Genomic DNA, 26658 nt, shown 5'->3' with positions numbered 1-26658 from the left:
TCACTCGGCGAGCTTGACCGCGATCCCGATCGTCCGCTCGGGCCCGCCGCGGAGCCGGCTGAAGAACATCGTCACGCGTCCGACGAGGCCGTAGTCCCGGGCGATCACCCCGCGAATGCGGTCGGAGCCTGCGGTGCCGAGCAGCCGGGCGGTGCCGTTCACCTCGGCGCCGTGCACCCGGCGGCCGCGGACGTCGCAGGCTTGCAGCCGGACTTCGCCGTTGTTGCGGATCCGTTTGACCTTGCCCGCGTTGCGTTCGGAGAACAGGACCAGTTCGCCGCCGTCACGGGTAATCCACACCGGGGTCGGGACCGCGCGGCCGTCGCGGCGGAAAGTGGTCAGCAAGACGTACTTCTCGGCGCCGAGACGCTCCAGTTCGGACATAGCCCTACGGTAGACGGCGGCGCAGCCCTTGGCAGTGGGTCGGCATGCCGGATCCGGCGAGGAGAAACAGCACGAAAGAGCTGACCTGCCACAGCGTCACGCCCAGGCCCGACCACGGCATGAGTTCGCGCGACCGGCAGGTCAGCTGCTCGCCCGCGGTGAGCTGGGCGAGGTAGCCGGCCCCGACGCACCAGGTGCCAGAACGGTGCCGATCCCGACGGTGTACGCCACTCGCGAAAGCGTGCTCCGAGACTCCCCCAGTTCGGGCAGGGCTTCACGGTAGTGGTCAGCGGGTGCCCAACCACGCGTATTCCGGTGCCGGATCGAGCACGATCCCGTCTGCCACCGCGACGAGCTGCTCGCGGGGCGACCGGCCGGAAACGGTCAGCCAGCGCCCGGCCGGCAATCGCACGGTGACCTGCGCGTCGGCCGGTCCGGAGGCGGGCACGTAAGCGCCGGGGAGGCCGCGCACCCGCACCGGCCCGGATCCGCCGAGCGCCGGGGAACCGCCGCTGATCGTCACGCGCACCTTGCCGCTCGGGCCGCTCGCGTCGAGCACCGTCGTCGCGTTGTCGGAGCTGCTGCCGCGCACTGTCGTGGCTTCTTCGTGCAGACCGGCGGGCAGCGGCCCGAACCGTGCCTCGCCGCGGACCCGGACTGGTTCGACGGTCACGGAATCGGCTATTCGCTCGGCTGTCTCGCGCGCGTCCGGGACGCCCTCCACCTTGGCGGTCAGCACATAGCGGTTGTCCGGCATCCAGGTCAGCGTGGCGATCGTGTCGCTCGGGCCGGTCACCATGGCGACCCGCCCGTGCACCACGACCTGGTCCCTCACCGCTGAGATGCGCAGTGCGGTCTGTGCCCATTCCGGATCGGCGGTGGAGTGCGCCGCGAGTTCCACCCGGCTCGCGCCGGACTGCCATTGCCGCACCTGCGCGGTGGCCCCGAGTCCGCCGGAGCGGTACTGCTCGGTGAAGCCGTCCGGCAGCCAGCCCGGCGTGTACGCGAGCACCGGCCGTCCGGCGGCGGGCGTGAGCTGCGCGGGCGCTTCGGTGACCGCGTCGACCACCAGCGGCACCCCGGCGGCAACGGCGATCACCGCGGCGGCCGCGGCGGCGAGCGCGAGGCGGGGACGGCGCCGGCGTTGCCGGGCCCGCGCGAGCGCGTTGAGCACCTGGTTGCCGTCCGGTGCCCGCTCGGCGAGCCGTTCGAGGCTGTCGCGCACCAGCGTCTCGGTCTCGTTCGAGGGGGTCATTCTCCTGCTCCGGTGGTGAGGGCGGCCGGCAACGAGGGCATCCCGGCGCGCAGAGTCGCCAGCGCGCGCGAGATCTGGCTGCGCACGGTCGAGACGCCGCAGCGGAGGAAATCGGCGATTTCGGCGTCGGTGTAGTTCTCGTAGTAGCGCAGGACGACCGCGGCGCGCTGTTTCCGCGGCAGCGTGGCCAGCAGGGCGAGCATTTCGTCGCGTTCGTCGTAGGCGGTGCTGGGATCGGCGGTCGGCGGCCCGAGCGCATCGAGCACCGTATGGTTCGACGGGACCACGCGGCGGGCGGCGCGGCGGCGCCACGACAGGTACTCGTTGGTGATCATCCGGCGGACGTAGGTGGGCGGCGATTCGATCTTCGACCAGCGTTGCTGCGCGCGCAGGAGCACGTCCTGCACGATGTCCTGCGCCAGATGCGGGTCGTCGGCGAGGACGGTCGCGTAGCGCAGCAGCCCGTCGAGGCGTTCCGCCACGAAATCGTCGAAACCGGTCGTCACGATCATCAGACGCGCGAGGGGCCGGTTGTGATGCTTCGGATCCGAAAATTAGTGACGAAGCCGTGGCGGCCGGCTTGACCGAGCGGCCGACTAGGCTGGCGGCATGGCTGTGGCGGTTCGGGTGATTCCCTGTCTCGACGTCGACGCGGGCCGGGTCGTGAAGGGCGTCAACTTCGCTGACCTGCGCGACGCGGGCGACCCGGTGGAGCTGGCGCGCCGGTACGACGCCGAAGGCGCCGACGAGCTGACCTTCCTCGACGTCACCGCGTCCTCAGGCGACCGCGAAACCACCTTCGACGTGGTCCGCCGCACCGCCGAGCAGGTCTTCATCCCGCTGACCGTCGGCGGCGGCGTGCGCTCCACCGACGACGTCAACCGGCTGCTGCGCACCGGCGCGGACAAAGTGAGCATCAACACGGCCGCGATCGCGCGCCCGGAGCTGCTGCGCGAGGCGTCGCGCCGGTTCGGGGCACAGTGCGTCGTGCTGTCCGTGGACGCGCGGCGAGTGCCCGAGGGCAGCGAACCGACCGCGTCCGGCTTCGAGGTCACCACGCACGGCGGCCGCCGCGGCACGGGCATCGACGCGGTGGAGTGGGCCGCGCGCGGCGAGGAACTCGGCGTGGGCGAGATCCTGCTCAACTCGATGGACGCGGACGGCACCAAAACCGGCTTCGACCTCGAACTGATCGACCTGGTCCGCAAGGCGGTGCGGGTCCCGGTGATCGCCAGCGGCGGCGCGGGCGCGACCGAACACTTCCTGCCCGCGGTGGAAGCGGGCGCGAACGCGGTGCTCGCGGCGAGCGTATTCCACTTCGGACAGTTGACGATCGGCGACGTGAAGGGCGCGCTGCGCACCGGCGGGGTGGTCGTGCGATGAGCCTCTCGCCGGAACTCTCCGCACGCCTCAAGCGCAACGCGGACGGACTGATCGCCGCGGTCGTGGTGGACCACGCGACGTCCGACGTGCTGATGATGGCCTGGATGAACGACGACGCGCTGGAATCCACGCTCACCACGCGCCGCGGCACCTATTGGTCACGCAGCAGGCAGGAACTGTGGGTGAAGGGCGAGACCTCGGGGCACGTCCAGCACGTCCGCGAAGTCCGCGTCGACTGCGACGGCGACACCGTGCTGCTGCGAGTGGACCAGACCGGTCCGGCGTGCCACACCGGGGAGCGCACCTGCTTCGACACCGACGAACGGCTGCTGCTCGCCGACGAGGACGCGTGATGACCGTCGTCGCGAACGTGCTGATCGGGCTGGTCGCCCTGATCCACCTGTACATCGTGGTGCTGGAGATGGCCCTGTGGACTACGCCACGGGCGCGGGCGGCGTTCGGGACCACCGAGGAATTCGCCCGCGAGAGCAAGACGCTCGCGGCGAACCAGGGGCTGTACAACGGGTTTCTCGCCCTCGCGCTGATCTGGGGCCTGATCGCGGCCGACCCGGCGGGTTTTCAGCTGAAGCTGTACGGGCTGGCCTGCGTGATCGTGGCCGGTTTGTACGGCGCCGCGACTGCGTCGAGGCGGATCCTGGTCGTGCAGGTGCTGCCTGGTGCGCTGGCGCTGGTCTTCCTGCTGGCCTCGTGAGCGCCTGTCCCGGTTCGCACCGGGATCGCCGCGCACGAGGGTCGCTCAGTCGATGTTCCCGGTGAGGTAACGCTGCAACGTCGGCGCCACCGCCGTGACCAGCGTGTCCACCTCCGCCGAGACCATCGGCGCGAACCGCGCCACGTACCGGATCAACCCGATCCCCACCAGCTGCGAAGCGCACAACGCCACCCGCAGCTCCTGGCGATCGCCGCCGAGGTCGCTCAGCAGTCCGGTGAAAAACTGCGAGAAGAACTCGCGCAGCACGCTGCTCGCCGCCTCGTGGCTGGCGATGCTGCGGATCAGCGCCTGGAACGTGTCGCCGCCGACGCCGTCCCAGCGGGTCAGGAAGGTGCGCACGATCCGGACGCCCAGTTCCTCGGCCGGGCCGTCGCGCAGGATCGGGACCAGTTCCGCCGGTTCGAACGGCAGCTTCAGCACCGCTTGCGCGAACAGGCCTTCCTTGCCGCCGAACCAGTGGTTGACCATGGCCGCGTCGACGCCGGCGCGCGCGGCGATCGAGCGGACCGTCGCGCGTTCGTAGCCGTTCTCGGCGAACACCGCGCGGGCCGCTTCGAGCAGCGCCGCGCGGGTGTCCTGACCAGCGGGGCGGCGGCCGCGGCGGCGGCCGGTAGTGTCATCGGTGCTCACCGGACCATCTTGACCGGTCGCCGCCTCGAATTCAACAGTCATTGAATTGAGAGCCCGCTGACCGGCTGACGCGGCCGTAGCGGCACAATGAGGCGCATGGTCAGCTCAGCAGCCACGTCCACGGCCGGGCCCGGCCCGGTCAGCCCGTCCCGCGCCGAGTTCCGCGCGCTGGCCGAGAGCCGCCGCGTGATCCCCGTGGTGCGCCGCGTCCTCGCAGACGGCGAGACCCCGCTCGGGATTTACCGCAAACTCGCCGCCGACCGGCCCGGCACGTTCCTCTTCGAATCGGCCGAGAACGGGAAATCGTGGTCGCGCTGGTCGTTCGTCGGCGTGCGCAGCCCGGCCGCGCTGACCGTGCGCGAGGGCAAGGCGGTCTGGACCGGCACCCCGCCGGACAACCTGCCGGCCGAGGGCGACCCGCTGCAGGTCCTGCGCGCGACCGTCGAGGCGCTGCACACCGAACCGCTGCCGGGCCTGCCCCCGCTGACCGGCGGGATGGTCGGCTACCTCGGCTACGATTCCGTGCGCTGGCTGGAAAAGCTGCCCGAGCTGGCCGAACGGGACCTCGACATCCCCGAGCTGACCATGCTGCTCGCCACCGATCTCGCCGCGTTCGACCACCACGAGGGCACCGTCACGCTGATCGCCAACGCGGTCAACTGGGACGACTCCGCCGAACGCGTGGACGCCGCCTACGACGACGCGCTGGCCCGGCTGTCCGCGATGACCGAGCAGCTGCGGGTGCCCGCGCCGCCGACCGTCGCGACCTTCGACCGGCCCGCGCCCGAGTTCCGCCGCCACCGCAGCAAGGAAGACTTCCACGCCGCCGTCGACAAGGCGGTCGAGGCGATCAAGGCCGGCGAAGCGTTCCAGGTCGTGCCGTCGCAACGATTCGAGATCGAGACCGGGGCCGACGCGCTCGACGTGTACCGCGTGCTCCGCACCTCCAACCCGAGCCCGTACATGTACCTGCTGCGGCTGGAGGGCTTCGACATCGTCGGCTCCAGCCCGGAATCGCTGGTGACCGTCCGCGACGGCCGCGCCACCACGCATCCCATCGCGGGCACCCGCTGGCGAGGCGCGGATCCGGAGGAGGACGCGCAGCTGGCCAAGGACCTGCTCGCGGACGAGAAGGAACGCGCCGAGCACCTGATGCTCGTCGACCTCGGCCGCAACGACCTCGGGAAGGTCTGCAAGCCGGGCACCGTGCACGTGGTCGACTTCTTCCAGATCGAGCGCTACAGCCACGTCATGCACATCGTGTCCACGGTGACCGGCGAGCTGAAGGACGACGCCACGGCGTTCGACGCGGTCGCGGCCTGCTTCCCGGCGGGCACCCTTTCCGGCGCGCCCAAGGTCCGGGCGATGCAGCTGATCGAGGAGCTGGAACCGGTGCGCCGCGCGCTGTACGGCGGCGTGGTCGGCTACCTGGACTTCGCCGGCGACGCGGACACGGCGATCGCCATCCGCACCGCGCTGATGCGCGACGGGACCGCTTACGTGCAGGCGGGCGGCGGCGTGGTCGCGGACTCGGTCCCGGACTACGAGGACACCGAATCGCTCAACAAGGCCCGCACCGTGCTGTCCGCGATCGCCGCGGCGGGCACGATGATCCCGGCGGGGGAGCTGGATCCGGCCGAGGACGCGGCCGGTGTCTGAGCGGTCCGGCGAGGCGGAACCGCGGCGCGGCGGCGCCGGGGCGGAAGCGGCGGGCCCGGAAGCTCGGTCCGCGGGCGGCGGGAAAGCGAAGCGTCCACTGTGGACGATCATTCTCGCCCTCCTGCTCGGCGCGCTGGCGCTGTGGGGAGCGTCCCGGATGGTGTGGTTCGCCGAATTCCGCGACGAGGGCGTGCGCGGCACCGTGCTGTACACCGAACCCGGCGAACAGCGCGCCACCGCGCTCGTGCCGCTCGCGCTCCTCGCGCTGGCGGGCGTCGCCGGGGCGGTCGCGACCGGCGGCTGGCTGCGCCGGGCGCTCGGGATCGTGCTGGTGCTCGCCGGTGCGGCGGGCGTCTGGAACGGCGTGGACGGGATCGAGTTCGGCGGCTTCGCGCCCGGGCTGCCCGGCACGGAAATCGTGCTCGGCCACCTGATCGCCGTGCTCGGCGGAATTCTTGTCGCGCTCGGCGGGTTGGCAGCGATCACGTGGGCGGGAGCCGCGCGCAAGCTCGGGGCCCGGTACGCCGCGCCGGGAGCCGCCAAAGCGGCGCGGAAGGATCCGGACACCGAGCTGTGGGAGGCCTTGTCGGAGGGGGAGGACCCGACCGATCCGCCGGATCCCCGTCGCTGAGCAACCCGGGACCGGACGGTCATCGAGCGGGGGTTAGCATCGTTTCGGCGGGAAGGGGAAGGTTTTTGTGAGCGAGCTTGCGAGTCAACCCAGGAATGCGGCAACGGGTAGGGGCGTCCGATGAGCGTGCTCGAAGACATCGTCGCCGGCGTGCGCGAGGACCTCGCACAGCGGGAATCCGCGCTGCCGTTCGACGAACTGAAGGCCAGGGCGGCCAAGGCCGCCCCGCCGCGTGAGGTGATGTCCGCGCTGCGCGAATCCGGCATCGGCGTGATCGCCGAGGTGAAGCGGCGCAGCCCGTCCAAGGGCGACCTGGCCGCGATTCCCGACCCGGCCGCGCTGGCGCGGGACTACGAGGACGCCGGCGCGCGCGTGATCAGCGTGCTCACCGAGCAGCGCCGCTTCGGCGGCTCGCTGGCCGACCTCGACGCGGTGCGCGCCGCGGTCGACATTCCCGTGCTGCGCAAGGACTTCGTCGTCAGCCCGTACCAGGTGCACGAGGCCCGGCTGCACGGCGCGGACCTGGTCCTGCTGATCGTCGCCGCGCTGGAGCAGAACGCGCTCGCCGCGCTGCTCGACCGCGTCGAATCGCTCGGCATGACCGCGCTCGTGGAGATCCACAACGCCGAAGAGGCCGACCGCGCGCTCGAAGCGGGCGCGAAGGTCATCGGCGTCAACGCGCGCAACCTGCACACCCTCGAAGTGGACCGCGACGTGTTCTCCCGCCTCGCGCCCGGCCTGCCGATGGACGTGTTCAAGGTCGCCGAGTCCGGCGTCCGCGGCCCGGGCGACCTGATGTCCTACGCCGGCCACGGCGCGGACGCGGTGCTCGTCGGCGAGGGCCTGGTGGCGTCGGGCGACCCGAAGGGCGCGGTCGTCAAGCTCGTCACCGCCGGTTCGCACCCTGCCTGCCCGAGGCCCTCGCGGTGACCGAACGCGGCGAGCACGACCCGGACGAACGCGGCTACTACGGCCCGTACGGCGGCCGGTTCATGCCGGAAGCGCTGATCGGCGTGGTCGACGAGGTCGCGGCGGAGTACGAGAAGGCCCGCCACGACCCCGCGTTCACCGGCGAGCTGAACCGGCTGCTCACCGAGTACGCGGGCCGCCCGTCGCTGCTGACCGAGGCCAAGCGGTTCGGCGAGCAGGCCGGCGGCGCCCGGGTGTTCCTCAAGCGCGAGGACCTCAACCACACCGGTTCGCACAAGATCAACAACGTGCTGGGCCAGGCGCTGCTCACCGTGCGGATGGGCAAGAAGCGCGTCATCGCGGAGACCGGCGCGGGCCAGCACGGCGTCGCCACCGCCACCGCGTGCGCGCTGCTCGGCCTGGACTGCGTCGTGTACATGGGCGAGGTCGACACCGAGCGGCAGTCGCTGAACGTGGCGCGGATGAAGCTGCTCGGCGCCGAGGTAGTGCCGGTGAAAACCGGGTCGCGCACGCTGAAGGACGCGATCAACGAGGCGCTGCGCGACTGGGTCGCCAACGCCGAGGACACGCACTACCTCTTCGGCACCGCCGCCGGCCCGTCCCCGTTCCCGATGATGGTGCGCAACTTCCACCACGTCATCGGCGAGGAGGCGCGGGCGCAGATCCTGGAGAAGGCCGGTCGGCTGCCGGACGTCGTCGCGGCGTGCGTCGGCGGCGGGTCCAACGCCATCGGCATTTTCTCCGGGTTCTACGACGACCCGTCGGTGCGGCTGGTCGGCCTGGAGCCGGGCGGCGAGGGCATCGAGGGCAACCGGCACGGCGCGACGCTCACCAAGGGCAGTCCGGGCAACCTGCACGGCGCGATGTCGTACCTGCTGCAGGACGAGGACGGCCAGACGGTCGAATCGCATTCGATCTCCGCCGGGCTCGACTACCCGGGCGTCGGCCCGGAACACGCGTGGCTCAAGGACTCCGGCCGTGCCGAATACCGCCCGGTCACCGACGCGGCCGCGATGGACGCCTTCCGGCTGCTGTCGCGCACCGAGGGCATCATCCCGGCGATCGAATCGGCGCACGCGCTCGCCGGTGCCCTGGAACTGGGCCGCGAGCTGGGCCCGGACGGGCTGATCGTGGTCAACCTGTCGGGCCGGGGCGACAAGGACATGGACACCGCGGCCCAGTGGTTCGGGCTCGTGGACGGGGAGGGCAAGTGAGCGGCCTCGACGAGCTGTTCGCGGCGACGCGGGCGGAACACCGGGCCGCGCTGGTCGGCTACCTGCCCGCCGGATTCCCGTCCGTGGCCGGTTCGAAGGACCTGCTCGCCGCGACGATCGACGGCGGAGCGGACCTGGTCGAGGTCGGCGTCCCGTACTCCGACCCGGTGATGGACGGCCCCACCATCCAGGCGGCCGCGGAAGCGGCGCTGGCCAGCGGGTTCCGCCTGAAGCAGCTGTTCGAGGTCGTGGAATCGGTGTCCGCGCGCGGCGGTCGCGCGGTGGTGATGACGTACTGGAACCCGGTGCACCGCTACGGGGTGGACGCGTTCGCGCGCGACCTGGCCTCAGCGGGTGGCCTGGGCTTGATCACGCCGGATCTGATCCCGGACGAGGCCGGCGAGTGGACGGCCGCGTCCGCGGAGCACGGCTTGGACCGGATTTTCCTGGTCGCGCCGTCATCGTCGTCGGAACGCCTGGCGAAGACCACGGCGGCCTCGTCGGGCTTCGTGTACGCGACCGCGGTGATGGGCGTGACCGGTGCCCGCGACGCGGTGGGGGTGCACGCGGAAGACCTGGTGCGGCGGACTCGCGAGCACACGGAGCTGCCGATCGGCGTGGGCCTCGGGGTCCGGTCGCGGGAGCAGGCCGCGCAGGTGGCCGGGTTCGCGGACGCGGTGATCGTCGGATCCGCGCTGGTCACGGCCGCGGCGGACGGTCCCGATGGCGTGGCGAAGCTGGCTTCTGAGCTGGCGAAGGGCGTGCGCGAGGCGGTCGCTCCAGCCTGATCTCGGGTCGACGGTCGGAAACTGTCGGTGGTCGTTCGTACTCTCTCGGTATGCAGAAGAACCGAGGGGGAGTGCGACGGCTCTGGCAGACTGGACTTGGCAAGAGAGATCAAGCGCGGGTGGAGGTGACTTCTCATGTCAGCACCTGCTGAGCACGACACCGGCCAATCCTCGGCCCCGTGGCTGTCGGAAGTGCTTGCTCTGCCGGAAGAGCAGCTTCTCGGCACCCGGATCGAAGCGGTCGACGGGGCACTCCTCATGAGCCCAGCCCCGACCTCGTCGCACCAGCGGTTGCTGCAACGGCTCCAACGGGCAATGGCGCCCGAGCTGCCGGACGATCTTGAACTGCTTCCGGGAGTCAATGTTCGCTGCGGTGAAAGCCGGTTGTTGAGCCCGGACTTCGTGATCGTCACCTGCCCGGACGTGGCCACGACCTGGTATCCGGCGTCCGAGGTGCTGCTGGCCGCGGAGATCGAATCGGCGTCCACCAGGGTGCAGGACCGGATCTTCGAGAAAGCCCTCTACGCCGAAGCGCTCATCCCGTACTACCTGCTCGTCGACCCGGAGCAGGAAGCCGCCACCCTGTACGCGCTTGCCGACGGCGACTACCTGCCGCACGCGAAGAGCGAAGGCGGTGTACTCACCCTGGCCGAACCGTTCCCCGCGGAGCTGGATCTGCGCGCCTGAGCGGCCAGTTGTACGCATCGTGTACGCCCTCCGCGCACAGTGCGGCGCATGGCTTTCGACATCGGACAAGTTCCCCGGAGGACGTTCCTGCGCGGGGTGGCCGGCGTGAGCGCTGCCGCGGCGGCGGGCCTTGTGCTGCCTGGTCTCGCGGACGCCGCCGACGCGCCGCGCATCTACAGCTGTGCCGAATGGGGTGCGCGCCCGCCCGCGGATCCGCTCACCACGCTCGACCACCCCGCCGATCGCGTGCTCATCCACCACATCGACTGCCCGAACAGCACCGACTACTCGCTCGAACACGCGTTTCAGGTCGCGCGCGACGACCAGGCCGACCACATCGACAACAACGGCTGGTCCGACACCGGCCAGCACTTCACGGTCTCCCGCGGCGGCTACCGCCTCGAAGGCCGCCACGGCAGCCTGGACGCGTTGCGCAGCGGCAAGAAGATCGTCCGCGCGGCGCATTGCCCCGGCCAGAACGACAATGCGATCGGCATCGAGAACGAGGGCACCTACATGCAGGTCGCCCCGCCGAAGGCGCAGTTCGATTCGCTGGTGGTGTTCGTGGCGTACGTGTGCCGCCAGTACGGCATCCCGGTGAAGGAAATCAAGGGACACCGCGACTTCTACAACACCGACTGCCCGGGCGACAAGCTGTACGCGATGCTGCCGGAATTGCAGTCCCGGGTGGCGGCCTTGCTCCAGTGAACGGGTTCAGTGCAGGAAACGCAGTGCCCGGCACAACTCCGCGGGCTCCAGCGATCCCAGTTCGGCCACCTCGGCGCGGCGCAAGTCTGTCAACGTGGTGGCCAGCTGGGGCCCGAACGCCGTCCGCAGCACCTCGTCGGCCTCGAACGCGTCGACCGCGTCCGACAACGACTCCGGCAACCGGGCGACTCCGGCGGCGGCGGCGTCCGCAGGGGAGAGCGAGCCAGGATCCACGCTGACCGGTTCCGGCAGGCGCGCCTCGGCGTCCATGCCCGCCTGCCCGGCGAAAAGCAGGCCCGCCACCACCAGATACGGGTTCGCGGTGAGGTCGAAGCACTTCACCTCCAGGTTCGCCGCCGTGTCGCGCTGTCCGGCCGCGCCGCGGATCAGGCGCAGCGGTGCTTCGCGGTTTTCCAGTCCCCACGCGGTGAACACGCCTGCCCAATGGTGCGGTTCCAGCCGCAGATAGCTGACCACCGACGGTGCGCCCACCGCCAGCAACGCGGGCAACCGGCGGAAAATCCCCGCACCGAAGGATTCCGCGGTCGAGCTCAACCCGAACGCTCCGGTCCCTCCCGCGCACAGATTCCGTTCGCCGTCCCCAAGACTCAGGTGCACGTGCCCGCCATTGCCGACTCCGCCGGGTTCGAACTTCGGCGTGAACGACGCGCGCAACCCGTGCGCAGCGGTCACCGTCCGCACCGTTTCCCTGGTCAGCACGGCTAAATCGGCTGCGCGCAAGGGATCCGCCGCCGCGATCGACAGCTCGAACTGGCCAGCCGCGTATTCCGGGTGGACCTGCTCCACGTCCACGCCGCAACGCTCCAAAGCGGACACGAGAACGCGCAGATACTCGTGGTTCGCGCTCAACCGGGAGTATCCGTAGGCCGGTCCGGGCAGCGGGACGCCGTCCGCGTCGGTCGCGATCCACTCCAGTTCGAACGCCATCCGTGCGGTCAGGCCGCGGTCGGCGAGCTGGGCCACAGCGGTCGCGGCGAGCGCCCGTGTGTCTTGCGGGTGCGACTGTCCGTCCTGGTCGTAGCGCCAGGCCGGGGCCCAGGCCCAGCCGGGTTGTGCGGCGAGGACGGTGAGCGCGTCGAGGTCAGGGTGCAGCCGCAGGTCGCCGACTGGGCCGAGGGAGTGCTCCCCGCTCGCGATGCTGTCGGTAGCGAGGAAGAAGTCGAACGAATTGGACGCACCGACGCCCCAAGCCGCGACGGTCGCCAGCTTCGCCACCGGCACCGCTTTGACTCGCGAAATCCCGGAGTTGTCGACGAAACTCAGCGCGACGAGTTCGACGCCCGCCTGCTCCATCCGGCCCGCAGCGGCAGCGCCGAGTTCCGCGAGCCGGTCGCGGTCGAGTTTCGTGAGGGTGGACGACAAGGCGCGCTCCTTCACTGCCGGGCGAGGTTCAGCCAGTCGGCGCTGGTTGTGCGCGCCGCCTCGGATGTTCACTGTGTACTCCGCGGGGAAAGGAGCGCATCCGTGTCCGGAGACCGTCCCGAATTGCGGCGCACCCTGTCAGTCTGGCAGGCCGTCGGGTTGTCCGTCGCGCTCATGGCACCCAGCATGGCCGCGAACATCAATCCACAGCAAACAGCCGCGGCCGCCGGACGCGCGGTGCCGCTGGCGTTCCTGCTTTCGGCGGCGGGAGTGCTGCTGGTCGCGTACGGCTTCGTCCAGCTCTGCCGGCACTACCAGCACGCCGGATCGGTCTACGCCTTCGTCGGCGCCACCCTCGGCCCGCGCGCGGGCGTGGTGTCCGGGATCGGCCTTCTCGGCACGTACACCTTCTACGCCGTGGTCACCAGTTCCGCCGCGGGCGTGCTGGGCACGGCGTTCCTGACGCAGGTCGGGATCTGGCCGCATCCGCCGTCGTGGGGCCCGTTCGTGCTCACCGCGGTCGCGCTGATCGGCAGCTGGCTGCTCGCAGTCGCCCCGGCCCGCCGCGGCACCAGCACGTTGCTTGCCGTCGAGGGCGCGACCATCGCGCTCATCCTGCTGGTCACTGTGGTCATCCTGGTCCGCTTGATCGCGGGCGACGCTCCCAGCGGCCGGTTCACGCTCCAGGTTTTCGTGCCGGACAACGGAATCTCCGGCATTTTCCTCGGCGCGGTGTTCGGTTTCCTGTCGTTCGCCGGTTTCGAGGCCGCCGCGACGCTCGGCGAGGAAACCCCGCGACCCGCGCCGCAACATCCCGCGCGCGATCCTCGGCACGGCCATCTTCGGCGGTGCCTACTTCGTCCTCGTGACTGCCGTCGAAATGATGGCCTTCGGCAGCGACGCCACCGCGTTCCACGATTCCCCGTCGCTGCTGGGCGACCTGGGCAGCCGCTTCGCCGGCCCGTGGGTCGGCGACGTCATCAGCGCGGGCGCCGCGATCAGCGCGTTCGGCTGCTGCCTCGCCTGCGTCGTAGGCGGCTCGCGCCTGCTGTTCGCCCTCGGCCGCGACGCCTTCGACGGCCGCGGCATCGGCCGGATCTCCGCCAAGGGCATCCCCGCCGTCGCCGTGACCGTGGTCGCGCTGGCGGCGGCGCTGATCATCCTGGTGTGCGCGGTGTTCTTCGGCGCGACCGCGGACGACACCTTCTCGTGGGCCGGATCCATCGGAACCTTGCTCCTGCTGGTGATCTACCTGCTCACCACCGTCGGCGCGATCCTGTTGTTGTTCGTACGGCGGCGGATGCGCGTGCCGTGGTGGCATTTGGTGTTCCCGATCGGGGCGCTGGTCCTGCTCGGCTACACCGTGTACGTCAACGTCGTGCCGTATCCGGCCGAGAACCCGGCGCGATGGTTCCCGGTGGTGGCGGGAGGGGTGCTGGTGCTGGCTGGTGCCGTGGTGGCCTCAGCGCCCGGATTCGCCCGTAGGGTGGGGGAGAGGCTCGCTGAAGGAGACGCATGACCGATCTGCTGGATTTCGTCGCGGACCTGCCGCTGGTCGATCACCACTGCCACGGCCTGCGCACCCGCGACGTCGACCGCGACGGGTTCGAGCGGATGCTCACCGAGGCGGACACCGTGTCGCCGCTCGGGACGTCGCTGTTCGATTCGCTGATCGGCCTGGCCGTGCGCGAACGCTGCGCTCCGGTCCTCGACCTGCCGAAACACGCCCCGGCCGACGACTATCTCGCTCGCCGCGCCGCGCTGGGCGCAAGAGAGGTCAACCGGCGGTTCCTGCGCGGCACCGGCAGCACGGATTACTTGCTGGACGGCGGTTTCCTGCCCGAATCCCTCACCGCCACAACGGACTTCGCCGAACTGGCCGACGCCCGCGCGCACGACATCGTCCGGCTGGAACAGGTCGCCGAAGACGTCATCCGCGGCACCAGCGCCGCCGGTTTCGCCGAGGACTTCGCCGCCGAACTCGACCGTCGCACTGCCACCGCGGTGGGCGTGAAGTCGATCGCCGCGTACCGGGCCGGGTTGGAGCTGACCGGGGAACGCCCGGCTCCGGCCGAGGTCGAAGCCGCCGCCGGACGCTGGCTGTCCCGGATCGAGGCGGGCGAACCGGTCCGGCTGGCCGAGGAGGTGCTGCACCGCCACCTGATCTGGGCCGGCATCGACCGGCGGCTGCCGGTGCAATTCCACGTCGGCTACGGAGACTCCGACGTCGACCTCCACCGCTGCGATCCCTTGCGGCTCACCGGTTTGCTGCGCGCGACCCGCGACGCGGGCGTCCCGATTCTGCTGCTGCACAACTATCCGTTCCACCGCAACGCCGCCTACCTAGCGCAGGTCTTCGAGCACGTCTTCGTCGACGTCGGTCTCATCACGCACAACGCGGGCTTCCGCGCCCCCGCGATCCTGGCCGAGACGCTGGAACTGGTCCCGTTCGGAAAACTGCTGTTCTCCACCGACGCGTTCGGCCTGGCCGAGTTGTATCACCTGGGCACCGCGCTGTTCCGGCAAGGACTGTCCGATTTCCTGCGCACCGCTCTCGCCGCCGACGCACTGTCCGAAGTGGACGCGATCCGGCTGGCCCGGCTGGCCGGTCACGAGAACGCGACCCGGATCTACCGGCTGGAGCGGAAATGAACGACCTGGTCGAGGCCTGGCGGGCCGCGTTGGCCGAGGAGTTGCCCGCCGCGGTCGAACTGCGTCACCGGATTCACGCCGATCCGCGCGCCTCCGGCGACGAGGACGACACCGCCCGGATCGTGGCCGCCGCGCTAGGCGAGGGCGAACGGGTCGCGAAAACCGGGCGGCTGATCGAGATCGCCGCACCGCACCCGGGCCCAGCCGTGGCCCTGCGCGCCGAACTGGACGCACTCCCGGTAGCAGAACGCACCGGCGTCGAATGGGCCGCGAAGAACGGCCTGATGCATGCCTGCGGCCACGACGTCCACCTCGCCGCCTTGACCGCGGTCTGCCGAGCGGCGCGGCGGGTCGAACTCCCGCGTCCGCTGTACGCGATCTTGCAGCCGCGCGAGGAAACGTCCCCGTCCGGGGCGCTTGACCTGGTCGAATCGGGCATTCTGGAGGAGCGCGGCATCGACACGGTGATCGGTGCGCACGTCCAGCCGCGGCTGCCGTACGGCGTCGTTTCGGCCGCGCCCGGGCCGGTGAACGCGTCGACCGACGAGTTCGAGGTCGTGCTGCACGGCCAAGGCGGGCACGCCGGATACCCGCATCTCCTGCGCGACCCAGTGCTGGCGCTCAGCCAGCTCGTGGTGAGCCTGCAGCAGATCGCGAGCCGCCGGATCGACCCGATGCACGGCGCGGTCTGCACGATCGGCAGGCTCAGCGCGGGCACGGCGGCGAACGTCGTGCCGAACACGGCGTCCGCGTTCGGCTCGCTGCGGCTGATGCGCGCGAGCGACCGCGAACGTGCGCTGGAGGCTCTCGACGAGGTCGTGTACGCAACTGCGCGCGCCTACGGCTGCACCGCCGACCTCCGGATCAGCCCGTGCGAACCCGTCCTGGTCAACGACCCGGCGCTGGCGGCTGCCGCGAGGGTCTGGCTCGAACGCGGCGGCGCCGACGCGGACGTGGATTTCCGGTCCTTCGGCGCGGACGATTTCGCGCATTACTGCGGCGACGGCGTCCGCGGCCTGATGCTGTTCGTCGGCCTCGGCGAGACCGCGGGCGCGCCCAGTCTGCACGGCGAAACGTTCCTGCCCGAGGACGCCGCGGTCGGCCAGGTCGCCGGCGCGCTGCTCGCCGGATACCTGGCCGCGGCCTCGGACCTGGAGTATCCGGAGGCGGCCGTGACCGGGCTGTGACCGGGTCTTGACTAAGGGTTCCGCGGCACCGGGACCACGACCGGGGTCCGACGCGCTACGGTGGCCGCGTGTACTCCGCAGCATTCCTGGCCACGATCCCGAGCCCCGACCAAGGCGTCTGGCACCTGGGCCCGATCCCGATCCGGGCGTACGCGCTCTGCATCATCGCCGGCATCATCGTGGCGATCTGGTGGGGCGAGCGGCGCTGGGAGGCCCGGGGCGGCACCAAGGGCACGGTGCTCGACATCGCGGTGTTCGCGGTGCCGTTCGGCCTGGTCGGCGGCCGGCTCTACCACGTCATCACCGACCCGGAGCTGTACTTCACCGAGGGCAAGAACCCCTGGAACGCTTTCGCCATCTGGGACGGCGGGCTCGGCATCTGGGGCGCGGTCGCGCTCGGCGCCGTCGGCGCGCTGATCGCCTGCCGCCGCCGGGGGATCCCGCTGCCCGCGATGGCCGACGCGATCGCGCCCGGCATCATCGTCGCGCAGGCGATCGGGCGGCTCGGCAACTACTTCAACCAGGAGCTGTACGGCGCGCACACCGACCTGCCGTGGGGCCTGGAGGTCTACCAGCGCTTCGACCCGGCCACCGGGGCCCCGGACGCTCTCGGCGGCGTCGCGACCGGGCACATCCCGCTGCCGGAAAGCCCGGTGCACCCGACGTTCCTGTACGAGCTGATCTGGAACCTGCTCATCGCGCTGCTCGTGGTGTGGGCGGACCGCAAGTTCAAGCTCGGCCACGGCCGCGCGTTCGCGCTCTACGTCGCGGGCTACACCGTCGGCCGCTGCTGGATCGAGCTGATGCGCACCGACACCGCCAACCACATCCTCGGCCTGCGGGTCAACGTGTGGACCTCGATTTTGCTGTTCATCGGCGCGATGGCCTACTTCGTCGTCGCGGCCAAACGCGGTCCGCGCGAGGCCCCGGAGGCGTTGCGCAGCAAGGGAGACGAGCGGGCCGCCGCGGTCGAGTCCACTTCGGACGCCCCGGACGAGAAGGCCGAGAAGGCCGCGGAAGACACTGTGGACGCCGGATCTTCCTCCGCCGAGAACGGCAAGTCCGAGAAGTCCTGAGCATCGCGACGGAAACGAGGCCCTCGCCCGGGTTGGGCGGGGGCCTCGTTTTGTGTGCGGCAGGCTCTGCGGGCTCAGCTGAGGAACGAGCCGCCGAAGTAGTCGTCGTCATCGCCGGAGCCCTGCCGCCGGGAGCGGCGCCCCGACGACGGCGGCGGCTGGGGATCGGACCGCTTCGGCAGGCCGCCTCGATCAGCGAGGGGATCGGCGAAATCGTCCTCCGGCTCCGGTTCCGGGGCGCGATGCCGAGGGGGAGCGGGCGGTTCTTCCTTCGGCGGAGCCGGAGGCGGCGGCGTCCGGTCGGCGAGCGGATTGTCGTTCGAGTACTCCGCGGGCTCCGGTGCGGGCGGGGCCGGGGGCTGCGGCCGGACGCTGCCCGCCAGCGGGTCCGCGGCGGAGAACCCGGCGGGCTTGTCCGGCATGTCCGGATACTTCGAGCGTCCGGTGTCCGACAACGGGTTCCCGGCGCCGCCGGTGCGCGCCTCGAGGATCTCCTCGGGGCGCTGGCCTTCCTCCAGTTCCTCAAGGATGTCCTTGGCCTCGCTGAGCTTTTCGTCGGCGAGCGCGCGGACCTCGGGGTCGGCGAAGGCCCGGCCCGCGGCGACGTCCTCCCAGGAGTATTCGCCCGCGTCGACCTTCCGCTTGATCAGCCGCAGCTGCGCGGGAGCGTCCGGACGCGAGGCGGCCCGCTTGATCGCCTCGATCCGTTCCGGGGTGTCGGTTTTGGGCAGCGGCCGGAGCTTGATCTTCTCCAGGTCCTTCAGCAGCTGCTGGGACTTGCGGACCGTCCGGTCGAGCGCGGCCTCGGCCTCCCGCAGCTCGGGCGTCTTCCACGAATCGTCCGCGGTGACGGGGTGGGACATCTCGGCAGTTCCTCCTTAGTCGATGCGGCCGTGGATCCGGCCGCTCGCCGAGCGCCGGGGCGGATGGGACGGCGGATGGTTCGCGGGCGGGTGGTTCGGCTGGGACGGCGGGTGACTCGGTTGCTGCGGCGGCTGGTGGTGCTGCTGATTCTGCGGGGGCTGGTGCTGCCGACCGTCCGGTTCGGACCGCTGGTTCTGCCCGCGCTCGCCGGAACCCTGCGAACGGTCGCCTTCGTCCCCGGAAGCGCGGTCGCCTTCGTCGCCGCCCTCGCGCGAGCGCCGGTTTTCCGCGTGCGCCTCGCGCGACTCGTGGACGCCGTCCTTGCCTGCTTGCACGGCGTCCTTGGCGTCCTGGCCGATGTCCTTGGCGTTGTCCTTGATGTCGCCGACGTCGCCGCCGATGTTCTTCGCGATGTCGGCGAGATCGCCGATGCTGCCGACGTCCTTGATCTTCTGCAGCTGCGACCCGATGTCCTTGATCGAGGTCCAGATGTCCTGGACCTTCGTGATGATGTCCTGGATCATCTCGATGATCGAGATCAGCGCGTTGATCAGCGGGATCAGCTCGGACAGCGCGGTGATCGCGTCGGCGACCCAGCCCGCGATCGGGACGCACGCCTCGGCGGCCATCACGAGCAGCCGGTCGATCAGGCTTTTCAGCAGGTCGAGCGCCTTGGCCGCGAGCTTCTTCGACGTGTCCGACAGCAGGTCGAAGCCCTTGGCGATCAACGACGCGATCCCGGCCTCGGCGGCGAGCCCGGCCCGCCACCCGGCCTGCACGTAGGCCTTGTGCTCCAAGGAAGCCATGCCGTGCCAGGAATCGCTGACGGTCTTCTCGTTGGCGACCATCACCTCGGAGAACGCCTTCATCGCCTCGGAGATGTTGCGCCACGCCTCGGCGTCGGCCGACATCTTCGAGAAGTCGCCGGTGAGCGGTTCGATGAACTGCTGGGTGAGCGTGGTGCCGGTGAACTTCTGGTACACCCACTCGACGGCCATCACCTCGACGCCCGCGTCCTTCACCAGCGCCTGGACGTCCTCGCCAGAGGTGTCTTCCGGCGGCTGCAGCAATTCGACGATCGAGTCGCCCCGGTCGAAGTCGCCGGTGCCGCCGGGAACTCCGCCGGGCTCGCCGCCCGAACCCCCGGTGCCGCCCTCTCCGCCGTTACCGCCGCCGGAGCCGCCTTCGCCGCCCCCGTCGCCGCCTTCGCCGCCCCCGTCTTCGCCGCGGTCGCGGCCCCGGCCGTCGCCGCCTTCTTCGCCGCCGTCCTGGCCGTCGCGGCCATCCCGACCATCCCGACCATCTCGACCATCCCGGCCGTCGCGGCTGTTGCCGTTGTCGTCGCCGGAGTTCCCCCCGGTGCCGCTCGGATGCGTCCGGTCGTCCCCGCCGGACGGACGGCGTCCGTCCGGGCCGGTGCCGGGATGCTGGTTTCCGCCCGGATGGCCGGGCTGCTGGCCGCCCGGAGGCGGCTGGTTGCCGGGATGCGGCTGGTTTCCCGGATGCGGCTGGGTGCCGGGGTGCGGTGGGGCGCCCCCGGAACGGGACGGCGGATGCGTCGTCCCCGTACCCCCGGAGTGGTGGCTGCCGCCATGCCCTCCGCCGTGCCGTGCCATGTCTGTTCCCCCTAGTCAGAACTGTGTGGTGCGGATGCGCATCAGGCCGCGCCGCGACCGGAGTCGACGCCGTCGAACTGGTCGATGAACTGCTGGAGCAGCTGCGCGGAATTGGCGTCGTGGTGCGCGTAGGCCTGCGCCGCCTGCTTGACCCCGTCAGACAGCGAGGTCAGCCGCGAGTGGCCGAAGTCGAGCGTTCCGCCGTAGAGGTTCGCGACCAGCTGCACCACCGGCTGCAGCACCACGAACAGGCCGGTGAACCCGGACGTGTCGCACGCGGTGGAGCGCATGTAGTCGTTGATCTTGCTGATCTTCTCGTGGAGGCTGTCGAGCACCTCGGCGTACTGGTTCATCGTCTCGACGTCGACTTCTATGCCGGACATGAAAGAAACCGCCCTCCCCGTGAGCTATTCGGTTGCCGAACACTATGGCAACCGACGATCACCGAGTGTGGGCGGTTCCCGGAAATTCGTGCGATTTCCTGGGAGGATCGGGCGAAGGGGACGAAGCGGGCGCATCGACTTCGTCACGTGCCGGGTGCGTGCGGCGGCTCCGGGGCTTATGCTTCGCGGACCGAAGCATCTCAGGACCCATCCGGAACTATGTCGTTCCGCGCTGCCGGATCGTTACCGTTCTTCCCCGTCCGGGGAGCTCCGAGGCGCTGCTGGGGTGTTTCCCAGGTGTTAAAGTCGCGCTAACAAGCGGGCCATCGTCGTCCCGTGCGCTCCCCGCGGCCGGTTCGCCGGCCACCGCACGAAACGACGAAGGAGGTCCCTTTTCCATGATCTTCTCCGCCATCCCCGGCAAGCAGGGTCTGTACGACCCGGACACCGAGCAGGATTCCTGCGGCGTCGCCATGGTCGCCGACGTCCAGGGTCGCCGTACGCACGGGATCGTCACCGACGGTCTCGCCGCGCTCACGAATCTCGACCACCGCGGTGCCGCGGGAGCCGAGCCGACGAGCGGCGACGGCGCCGGGATCCTGCTGCAGCTGCCCGACGAACTGCTGCGCGCCGAGGCGGGCTTCCCGTTGCCCGCCGGCGGCGCGTATGCCGCCGGAATCGCGTTCCTGCCCGCCGACGACGAGCAGCGCCGCAAGGCGATCGGGCTCACCGAACGGATCGCGGCCGAAGAAGGGCTCGCCGTCCTTGGCTGGCGCGAGGTTCCGGTCGACGCCGACGGCGCGGACATCGGCCCCACCGCGCGTTCGGTGATGCCGCATTTCGCGATGCTGTTCGTGTCGTCCCCGCACGGCGAAACCGGCCTCGAGCTGGACCGGCTGGCCTTCTGCCTGCGCAAGCGCGTCGAGCACGAGAGCCTCGCGTCCGGCTGCGGCACGTACTTCCCGTCGCTGTCCGCGCGCACGATCGTCTACAAAGGCATGCTCACGCCCGAGCAGCTGCCGCGCTTCTTCCCCGACCTGCGCGATGCCCGGCTCGCCAGCGCGATCGCGCTCGTGCACTCCCGGTTCTCCACCAACACTTTCCCGTCGTGGCCGCTCGCGCACCCGTTCCGGTTTGTCGCGCACAACGGCGAGATCAACACGATCCGCGGCAACCGCAACCGCATGCGCGCCCGCGAGGCGCTGCTCGAATCCGATCTCCTCCCGGGCGATCTCTCCCGGCTGTACCCGATCTGCTCGGCCGGCGCGTCGGACTCGGCCTCCTTCGACGAGGTGCTGGAGCTGCTGCACCTCGCGGGCCGTTCCCTGCCGCACGCGGTGCTGATGATGATCCCGGAGGCGTGGGAAAACCACACCGCGATGGATCCGGAACGGCGCGCTTTCTACCAGTTCCACGCCAGTCTGATGGAGCCGTGGGACGGTCCGGCGTGCGTCACCTTCACCGACGGCACGCTCGTCGGCGCGGTGCTCGACCGCAACGGACTGCGCCCGGCGCGCTGGTGGCGCACCGCCGACGACCGCGTGGTGCTGGCCAGCGAGGCCGGAGTCCTCGACGTGGCACCGGAAAACGTCGTCGCGAAGGGCAGGCTGCAGCCGGGCCGGATGTTCCTCGTGGACACCGCGGCGGGCCGGATCGTGGACGACGAAGAGGTCAAGTCCGCGCTGGCGCGCAAGCAGCAGTACAGCGACTGGCTGCACGCCGGGCTGCTGAAGATCGCCGAGCTGCCCGACCGCGACCACGTGGTGCAGAGCCACGATTCGGTGCTGCGCCGCCAGCTCGCTTTCGGCTACACCGAAGAAGAACTGAAGATCCTGCTCGCGCCGATGGCCGCCAACGGGGCTGAGCCGATCGGGTCGATGGGGTCGGACACCCCGGTCGCCGTGCTGTCCAAGCGGTCCCGGCTGCTCTACGACTATTTCACGCAGAACTTCGCGCAGGTGACCAACCCGCCGCTGGACGCGATTCGCGAAGAGCTGGTCACGTCGATGAGCCGGATCATGGGGCCGGAGCGCAATCTGCTCGCGCCGGGGCCCGCGTCGTGCCGGCACCTGAACCTGCCGTACCCGGTGATCGACAACGACGAGCTGGCCAAGCTCATCCACATCAACGACGACGGGGACCTGCCCGGGTTCTCCTGCAGCGTCCTTTCCGGACTGTACGAAGTGGACGGCGGGGCGGACGCGCTGGCGGCGGCGATCGAGCGGGTGCGGCGCGACGCGTCCGAGGCGATCGCGGCGGGCGCGCGCACGCTCGTGCTGTCCGACCGCGACTCCGACCACCGGATGGCTCCGATCCCGTCGCTGCTGCTGGTTTCCGCGGTGCACCACCATCTCGTGCGCACCAAGGAACGGCTGCGCGTCGCGCTGGTCGTGGAGACCGGCGACGCCCGCGAGGTGCACCACATCGCTCTGCTGCTGGGCTACGGCGCGGCGGCGGTGAACCCGTATCTGGCCTTCGAAACCATCGAAGACATGATCAGCCAGGGCGCGATCACCGGCATCGAGTCGGCGAAGGCGGTCCGCAGCTACGTGCAGGCGCTCGTCAAGGGCGTCCTGAAGATCATGTCCAAGATGGGCATTTCGACGGTCGGCGCGTACACCGCGGCGCAGGTCTTCGAATCCCTTGGCCTGAGCCAGGAACTGCTCGACGAGTACTTCACCGGTACGTCGTCGAAGCTCGGCGGCGTCGGAATGGACGTGCTCGCCGAAGAGGTCGCGGTGCGGCACCGCCGGGCGTACCCGGACAACCCGACCGACCGCGTCCACCGCGGCCTTGAGACCGGCGGCGAGTACGCCTACCGCCGCGAGGGCGAGCTGCACCTGTTCACGCCGGAGACGGTGTTCCTGCTGCAGCACGCGTCGAAGACCGGGCGCGACGAGGTGTACCGCGAGTACACCGAAGAGGTGCACCGGCTCTATCGCGAAGGCGGCACGCTGCGCGGGCTGTTCAAGTTCCGCGACGGCGCGCGCGAGCCGATCCCGCTGGACGAGGTCGAGCCCGCGTCGGCGATCCTGCGCCGGTTCAACACCGGGGCGATGTCGTACGGCTCGATTTCGGCCGAGGCGCACGAAACCCTCGCCATCGCGATGAACCGCATCGGCGGCCGGTCGAACACCGGCGAGGGCGGCGAGGACCCGGAGCGGCTGTACGACCCGCAGCGGCGCAGCGCGATCAAGCAGGTCGCGTCGGGCCGGTTCGGCGTCACGAGCGAGTATCTCGTCAATGCCGACGACATCCAGATCAAGATGGCGCAGGGCGCGAAGCCGGGCGAAGGCGGGCAGCTGCCGCCGAACAAGGTGTACCCGTGGATCGCCCGCACGCGGCATTCGACGCCGGGTGTCGGCCTGATCTCCCCGCCGCCGCACCACGACATCTATTCCATCGAGGACCTGGCGCAGCTGATCCACGACCTCAAGAACGCCAACGAGCGGGCCCGCGTCCACGTGAAGCTGGTGTCCTCGCTGGGCGTCGGCACGGTCGCGGCGGGCGTGTCCAAGGCGCACGCCGACGTCGTGCTGATTTCCGGGCACGACGGCGGCACCGGCGCGTCCCCGATGAACTCGCTCAAGCACGCCGGGACGCCGTGGGAGATCGGGCTCGCCGAAACGCAGCAGACGTTGCTGCTCAACGGTTTGCGCGACCGGATCACGGTCCAGGTGGACGGTGCGATGAAGACCGGCCGCGACGTCGTGATCGCCGCTCTCCTCGGCGCCGAGGAGTACGGCTTCGCGACCGCGCCGCTGGTCGTCGCGGGCTGCGTCATGATGCGCGTCTGTCACCTCGACACATGCCCGGTCGGCGTCGCCACGCAGAGCCCCGAACTGCGCAAGCGCTATACCGGACAGGCCGACCACGTGGTGCGGTACTTCGAGTTCGTCGCCGAAGAAGTGCGGGAAACCCTGGCGCGGCTGGGATTCCGCACGCTCGACGAGGCGATCGGGCACGCCGACATGCTCGACACCGACGAGGCCGTGCGGCACTGGAAGTCCTCCGGGCTCGACCTCGGCCCGGTCTTCGAGATGCCCGCGGAGACGCCGTACGGCGGTGCGAAGCGGCGCGTGCGCGAGCAGGACCACGGCCTGGCGCACGCGCTGGACCGCACGCTCATCCAGCTCGCCGAGGCGGCGCTGGAAGACGCGCATCCGGTGCGTTTGGAACTGCCGGTGCGCAACGTGAACCGCACCGTCGGCACCCTGCTGGGCTCGGAGGTCACCCGCCGCTACGGCGGCGAGGGCCTGCCGGACGGCACGATCCACGTGCTGCTCACCGGTTCGGCCGGGCAGTCGCTCGGCGCGTTCCTGCCGCGCGGCATCACGCTGGACATGGTCGGCGACGCCAACGACTATGTCGGCAAGGGCCTGTCCGGCGGCCGGATCGTGGTCCGCCCGCATCCGGACGCGAGCTTCGCCGCCGAACAGCAGACGATCGCGGGCAACACGCTGGCCTACGGTGCGACGTCCGGCGAGCTGTTCCTGCGCGGTCAGGTCGGCGAGCGGTTCTGCGTCCGCAACTCCGGCGCGACGGTCGTGGCCGAGGGCGTGGGCGACCACGCGTTCGAGTACATGACCGGCGGCCGCGCGGTCGTGCTCGGCCCGACCGGGCGGAACCTGGCGGCCGGGATGTCCGGCGGCAGCGCGTACGTGCTCGACCTGGACCGCGCGAAGGTCAACCAGGAGATGGTGGACCTGCAACCGCTGGACGCGGAAGATCTGGCCTGGCTCAAGCAGATCGTGCAGCAGCACCACGACCTCACCCGCTCGGCCGTGGCCGCGTCGCTCCTGGGCGACTGGACCCGGCGCGCGGCGGCGTTCACCAAGGTGATGCCGCGCGACTACCAGCGGGTCCTCGATGCGGCGAAGGCGGCGCGCGCCGCCGGCCGCGATGTCGACGAAGCGATCATGGAGGCGGCTCGTGGCTGACCCCAACGGTTTTCTCAAGCACGAACGGCAAGAACCGAAGAAGAAGTCCTACGAGGAACGGCTTTCCTCGTGGGGCGAGGTCTACGCGGACGTTGCGCCGGACGAGCGCGACGAGCAGGTGCGCACGCAGGCGTCGCGGTGCATGGACTGCGGCATCCCGTTCTGCCATTCCGGCGGTTCCGGCTGTCCGCTGGGCAATCTGATCCCGGAATGGAACGACCTCGTCCGCCGCGGCGACTGGGCGGCGGCCAGCGATCGCCTGCACGCCACCAACAATTTCCCGGAGTTCACCGGGAAGCTGTGCCCCGCGCCGTGCGAGGCGGGCTGCGTGCTGTCGATCTCGCCGCTGTCCGGCGGGCCGGTGGCGATCAAGCGCGTCGAGGAGACGATCGCGGCGCGGTCGTGGGAAGCCGGATACGTGCAGCCGCAGCCGGCCGAGGTGGCCTCGGGCCGCAAGGTGGCCGTCGTCGGCTCCGGTCCGGCCGGGCTCGCCGCGGCGCAGCAGCTGACCCGCGCGGGCCACGAGGTCACCGTGTTCGAACGGGACGACCGGCTCGGCGGCCTGCTGCGGTACGGGATTCCCGAGTTCAAAATGGAGAAGAAGGTCCTCGACCGGCGGCTCGCGCAGCTGCGCAAGGAGGGCACGAAGTTCGTCACCGGCTGCGAGGTCGGCGTCGATCTGACGGTGGAAGACCTGCGCGCGCAGTACGACGCGGTCGTGCTCGCCGTGGGCGCTCTGCGCGGCCGTGACGACCGCACCACGCCGGGCCGCTCGCTGGAGGGCATCCACCTGGCGATGGAACACCTGGTGCCCGCCAACAAGTTCGTGGAGGGCGACGGCCCGTCCCCGGTCGACGCGGACGGCAAGCACGTCGTGATCATCGGCGGCGGCGACACCGGCGCGGACTCCTACGGCACCGCCACCCGCCAAGGCGCGCTGTCGGTCACCCAGCTCGACCAGTACCCGACGCCGCCGGAAATCCGCGACGACGAGCGTTCGCCGTGGCCGACCTGGCCCTACATCCTGCGCACCTATCCCGCGCACGAGGAAGCGGGCGAGCGGAAGTTCGCCGTGGCCGTCAAGCAGTTCGTCGACGACGGCGACGGGCACGTCAAAGCCGTTGAGCTGCAGGAAGTCCGCGTGCAGAAGGACCAGGAGACCGGCCGCCGCGAGGTCGTCCCGGTGAACGGCGAGGTCGAAACGCTGCCCGCGGACCTGGTCCTGCTGGCGATCGGCTTCGAAGGCGTCGAGGAAATGCCGCTGCTGGAAGGCCTCGGCCTGACCTTGAGCCGCCGCGGCACCCTGTCGTGCGGTTCGGACTGGCAGACCGAAACCCCCGGGGTCTTCGTCTGCGGCGACGCCCACCGCGGTGCGTCGCTGGTCGTGTGGGCCATCGCGGAAGGCCGCTCGGTGGCGGCCGCGGTGGACACGTTCCTGACCGGTGCTTCGGACCTTCCCGCTCCCGTGCACCCGACCGCATTGCCGCTCGCGGTGGTGTGATTCCCCCTGGCTCGGGCCCCGGCGCAACGGCGCGCCGGGGCCCGTTTCTTTAAA

General features: G+C 70.6%; 24 protein-coding genes and 1 pseudogene. 17 read left to right on the top strand and 8 right to left on the bottom strand.

The features are described 5' to 3' along the window. From BM362_RS34500 to BM362_RS34490, 3 genes are all read right to left on the bottom strand, one after another. On the bottom strand, positions 1 to 384 hold the full coding sequence (locus BM362_RS34500; protein WP_093576023.1) for a PPOX class F420-dependent oxidoreductase: 384 nt from the start codon (positions 382 to 384) through the stop codon (positions 1 to 3). Positions 385 to 670: 286 nt separating this feature from the next. Then, on the bottom strand, positions 671 to 1639 hold the full coding sequence (locus tag BM362_RS34495) for a hypothetical protein (RefSeq protein ID WP_093576022.1): 969 nt from the start codon (positions 1637 to 1639) through the stop codon (positions 671 to 673). Then, the gene (locus BM362_RS34490; protein WP_037809651.1) at positions 1636 to 2151 is read right to left on the bottom strand and encodes a SigE family RNA polymerase sigma factor; all 516 of its coding nucleotides are present in this window, start codon (positions 2149 to 2151) and stop codon (positions 1636 to 1638) included. The genes BM362_RS34495 and BM362_RS34490 overlap by 4 nt, the downstream gene beginning before the upstream one ends. A gap of 97 nt (positions 2152 to 2248) precedes the next feature. On the opposite strand from BM362_RS34490, the gene hisF reads away from it, so the two are divergent. The 3 genes from hisF to BM362_RS34475 are packed head-to-tail and all read left to right on the top strand — an operon-like array spanning position 2249 to position 3734. Next, entirely contained in the window at positions 2249 to 3022 is a 774-nt protein-coding gene (gene hisF, locus BM362_RS34485; protein ID WP_093576021.1) for an imidazole glycerol phosphate synthase subunit HisF, read from the top strand. Continuing rightward, positions 3019 to 3375: a phosphoribosyl-AMP cyclohydrolase gene (gene hisI, locus BM362_RS34480; protein ID WP_093576020.1), complete on the top strand. Its 357-nt coding sequence runs from the start codon at positions 3019 to 3021 to the stop codon at positions 3373 to 3375. Before hisF ends, hisI begins: the two co-directional genes overlap by 4 nt. Further along, positions 3375 to 3734: a DUF1304 domain-containing protein gene (locus BM362_RS34475; protein WP_067577839.1), complete on the top strand. Its 360-nt coding sequence runs from the start codon at positions 3375 to 3377 to the stop codon at positions 3732 to 3734. Before hisI ends, BM362_RS34475 begins: the two co-directional genes overlap by 1 nt. Positions 3735 to 3779: 45 nt before the next feature. Here BM362_RS34475 and BM362_RS34470 read toward each other — a convergent pair whose 3' ends face one another. After that, positions 3780 to 4385, bottom strand: coding sequence for a TetR/AcrR family transcriptional regulator (locus BM362_RS34470; RefSeq protein WP_067577837.1), 606 nt, complete (start codon positions 4383 to 4385; stop codon positions 3780 to 3782). A 96-nt stretch (positions 4386 to 4481) separates the two neighbouring features. Between BM362_RS34470 and BM362_RS34465 the strand changes: the two genes are divergently transcribed. The 7 genes from BM362_RS34465 to BM362_RS34435 all read left to right on the top strand — a co-directional run bounded on the left by BM362_RS34465 (position 4482) and on the right by BM362_RS34435 (position 11002). Then, the gene (locus BM362_RS34465; RefSeq protein WP_093576018.1) at positions 4482 to 6044 is read left to right on the top strand and encodes an anthranilate synthase component I; all 1563 of its coding nucleotides are present in this window, start codon (positions 4482 to 4484) and stop codon (positions 6042 to 6044) included. Between the two features lie 109 nt (positions 6045 to 6153). Then, a complete protein-coding gene (locus tag BM362_RS34460; RefSeq protein WP_093576086.1) occupies positions 6154 to 6675 on the top strand; it encodes a Trp biosynthesis-associated membrane protein in 522 nt (173 codons plus the stop codon). Between the two features lie 120 nt (positions 6676 to 6795). Beyond that, the gene (gene trpC / locus BM362_RS34455) at positions 6796 to 7605 is read left to right on the top strand and encodes an indole-3-glycerol phosphate synthase TrpC (RefSeq protein ID WP_067577834.1); all 810 of its coding nucleotides are present in this window, start codon (positions 6796 to 6798) and stop codon (positions 7603 to 7605) included. Continuing rightward, the gene (gene trpB, locus BM362_RS34450) at positions 7602 to 8819 is read left to right on the top strand and encodes a tryptophan synthase subunit beta (RefSeq protein ID WP_093576017.1); all 1218 of its coding nucleotides are present in this window, start codon (positions 7602 to 7604) and stop codon (positions 8817 to 8819) included. The genes trpC and trpB overlap by 4 nt, the downstream gene beginning before the upstream one ends. Beyond that, a complete protein-coding gene (gene trpA, locus BM362_RS34445; RefSeq protein ID WP_067577830.1) occupies positions 8816 to 9607 on the top strand; it encodes a tryptophan synthase subunit alpha in 792 nt (263 codons plus the stop codon). The genes trpB and trpA overlap by 4 nt, the downstream gene beginning before the upstream one ends. A gap of 135 nt (positions 9608 to 9742) precedes the next feature. Further along, complete coding sequence (locus BM362_RS34440) at positions 9743 to 10294, top strand: Uma2 family endonuclease (protein ID WP_093576016.1); 552 nt, start codon at positions 9743 to 9745, stop codon at positions 10292 to 10294. Between the two features lie 48 nt (positions 10295 to 10342). After that, the gene (locus BM362_RS34435; protein ID WP_067577827.1) at positions 10343 to 11002 is read left to right on the top strand and encodes a peptidoglycan recognition protein family protein; all 660 of its coding nucleotides are present in this window, start codon (positions 10343 to 10345) and stop codon (positions 11000 to 11002) included. Positions 11003 to 11008: 6 nt separating this feature from the next. Here the strand turns inward: BM362_RS34435 and BM362_RS34430 are convergent, their stop codons facing one another. After that, a complete protein-coding gene (locus BM362_RS34430; RefSeq protein WP_208865427.1) occupies positions 11009 to 12316 on the bottom strand; it encodes a type I glutamate--ammonia ligase in 1308 nt (435 codons plus the stop codon). Positions 12317 to 12559: 243 nt separating this feature from the next. Here BM362_RS34430 and BM362_RS49520 point away from each other — a divergent pair. The 5 genes and pseudogenes from BM362_RS49520 to lgt all read left to right on the top strand — a co-directional run. Beyond that, a pseudogene (locus tag BM362_RS49520) lies at positions 12560 to 13129 on the top strand (APC family permease); the annotation flags it as partial. Between the two features lie 121 nt (positions 13130 to 13250). Then, positions 13251 to 13904, top strand: a complete 654-nt coding sequence (locus tag BM362_RS49515; RefSeq protein WP_425285749.1) for an amino acid permease — start codon at positions 13251 to 13253, stop codon at positions 13902 to 13904. Further along, positions 13901 to 15037 carry an amidohydrolase family protein gene (locus BM362_RS34420; RefSeq protein ID WP_093576014.1) on the top strand — a complete coding sequence of 379 codons (1137 nt, stop codon included), beginning with the start codon at positions 13901 to 13903 and terminating at the stop codon, positions 15035 to 15037. The genes BM362_RS49515 and BM362_RS34420 overlap by 4 nt, the downstream gene beginning before the upstream one ends. After that, positions 15034 to 16224: a M20 metallopeptidase family protein gene (locus BM362_RS34415; RefSeq protein ID WP_093576013.1), complete on the top strand. Its 1191-nt coding sequence runs from the start codon at positions 15034 to 15036 to the stop codon at positions 16222 to 16224. The genes BM362_RS34420 and BM362_RS34415 overlap by 4 nt, the downstream gene beginning before the upstream one ends. Before the next feature lie 68 nt (positions 16225 to 16292). Further along, positions 16293 to 17300, top strand: a complete 1008-nt coding sequence (gene lgt, locus BM362_RS34410; RefSeq protein ID WP_067577819.1) for a prolipoprotein diacylglyceryl transferase — start codon at positions 16293 to 16295, stop codon at positions 17298 to 17300. Between the two features lie 74 nt (positions 17301 to 17374). Here the strand turns inward: lgt and BM362_RS34405 are convergent, their stop codons facing one another. From BM362_RS34405 to BM362_RS34395, 3 genes are read right to left on the bottom strand one after another with little or no spacing between them, the layout of a single operon-like run. After that, the gene (locus BM362_RS34405; protein ID WP_093576012.1) at positions 17375 to 18163 is read right to left on the bottom strand and encodes a hypothetical protein; all 789 of its coding nucleotides are present in this window, start codon (positions 18161 to 18163) and stop codon (positions 17375 to 17377) included. Between the two features lie 15 nt (positions 18164 to 18178). Beyond that, positions 18179 to 19780, bottom strand: coding sequence for a methyl-accepting chemotaxis protein (locus BM362_RS47080; RefSeq protein ID WP_093576011.1), 1602 nt, complete (start codon positions 19778 to 19780; stop codon positions 18179 to 18181). 41 nt (positions 19781 to 19821) lie between these two features. After that, positions 19822 to 20163: a hypothetical protein gene (locus BM362_RS34395; protein WP_067577813.1), complete on the bottom strand. Its 342-nt coding sequence runs from the start codon at positions 20161 to 20163 to the stop codon at positions 19822 to 19824. A gap of 398 nt (positions 20164 to 20561) precedes the next feature. On the opposite strand from BM362_RS34395, the gene gltB reads away from it, so the two are divergent. Both gltB and BM362_RS34385 read left to right on the top strand, forming a co-directional pair. Beyond that, positions 20562 to 25103 (top strand): glutamate synthase large subunit, encoded by a 4542-nt coding sequence (gene gltB / locus BM362_RS34390; RefSeq protein ID WP_093576010.1) that lies wholly within the window; start codon positions 20562 to 20564, stop codon positions 25101 to 25103. Further along, positions 25096 to 26604 (top strand): glutamate synthase subunit beta, encoded by a 1509-nt coding sequence (locus BM362_RS34385; RefSeq protein WP_093576009.1) that lies wholly within the window; start codon positions 25096 to 25098, stop codon positions 26602 to 26604. The genes gltB and BM362_RS34385 overlap by 8 nt, the downstream gene beginning before the upstream one ends. Positions 26605 to 26658 lie beyond the last annotated feature (54 nt).

This window comes from Amycolatopsis rubida (assembly GCF_900115345.1).
Lineage (GTDB): Bacteria > Actinomycetota > Actinomycetes > Mycobacteriales > Pseudonocardiaceae > Amycolatopsis > Amycolatopsis rubida.
The sequence above is the reverse complement of the archived record's forward strand: the minus strand, read 5'-3'. Positions and strand labels throughout refer to the sequence as shown.